Consider the following 513-nt stretch of genomic DNA (forward strand, 5'->3'; position numbering starts at 1 on the left):
ATCCATGTGAGGGTTGGGCTGTAGTAGTACATCACCACAAAAAAGATCACGGTAAAAAGGATATCGATAATCAGCGTTAAAGCAGAGCCAGTAATAAACTCACGAATGGTATCCAACTCTCGAACTCTGGCTACAGTATTCCCCACTTGCCGTGCATTAAAGAATGATATGGGCAGACGCAAGAGATGGTTATATAACTGCGACCCTAAGGTCACATCAACCCGATTGGTGGTATGCGAGAAGACGTAGGTTCGAAGGCCATTCAAAATCACATCGAATAAGGAAACGACGATTAAACCGAAGCACAATACATCGAGCGTAGTTAAGCCCTGATGGACGAGTACTTTGTCGATAATCACCTGAAAGAACAACGGCGTAATTAGTGCAAATAACTGAATAAAGAAGGAGGCAACCAAGACCTGCATCAAGATCTTTTTGTACTTGATAATAGCGGGGATAAACCAGGAAATATCAAATTTACCGTTCATACCTGGCAGGAGTGAACGTCGAGTA

At 42.9% G+C, this 513-nt stretch carries 1 protein-coding gene; it reads right to left on the minus strand.

Translation table 11 applies throughout. The features are described 5' to 3' along the window. The coding region (locus A3757_RS05875; RefSeq protein ID WP_255374977.1) for an ABC transporter transmembrane domain-containing protein at positions 1-513 on the minus strand (513 nt) is incomplete at both ends.

The organism is Oleiphilus sp. HI0117, assembly GCF_001635235.1.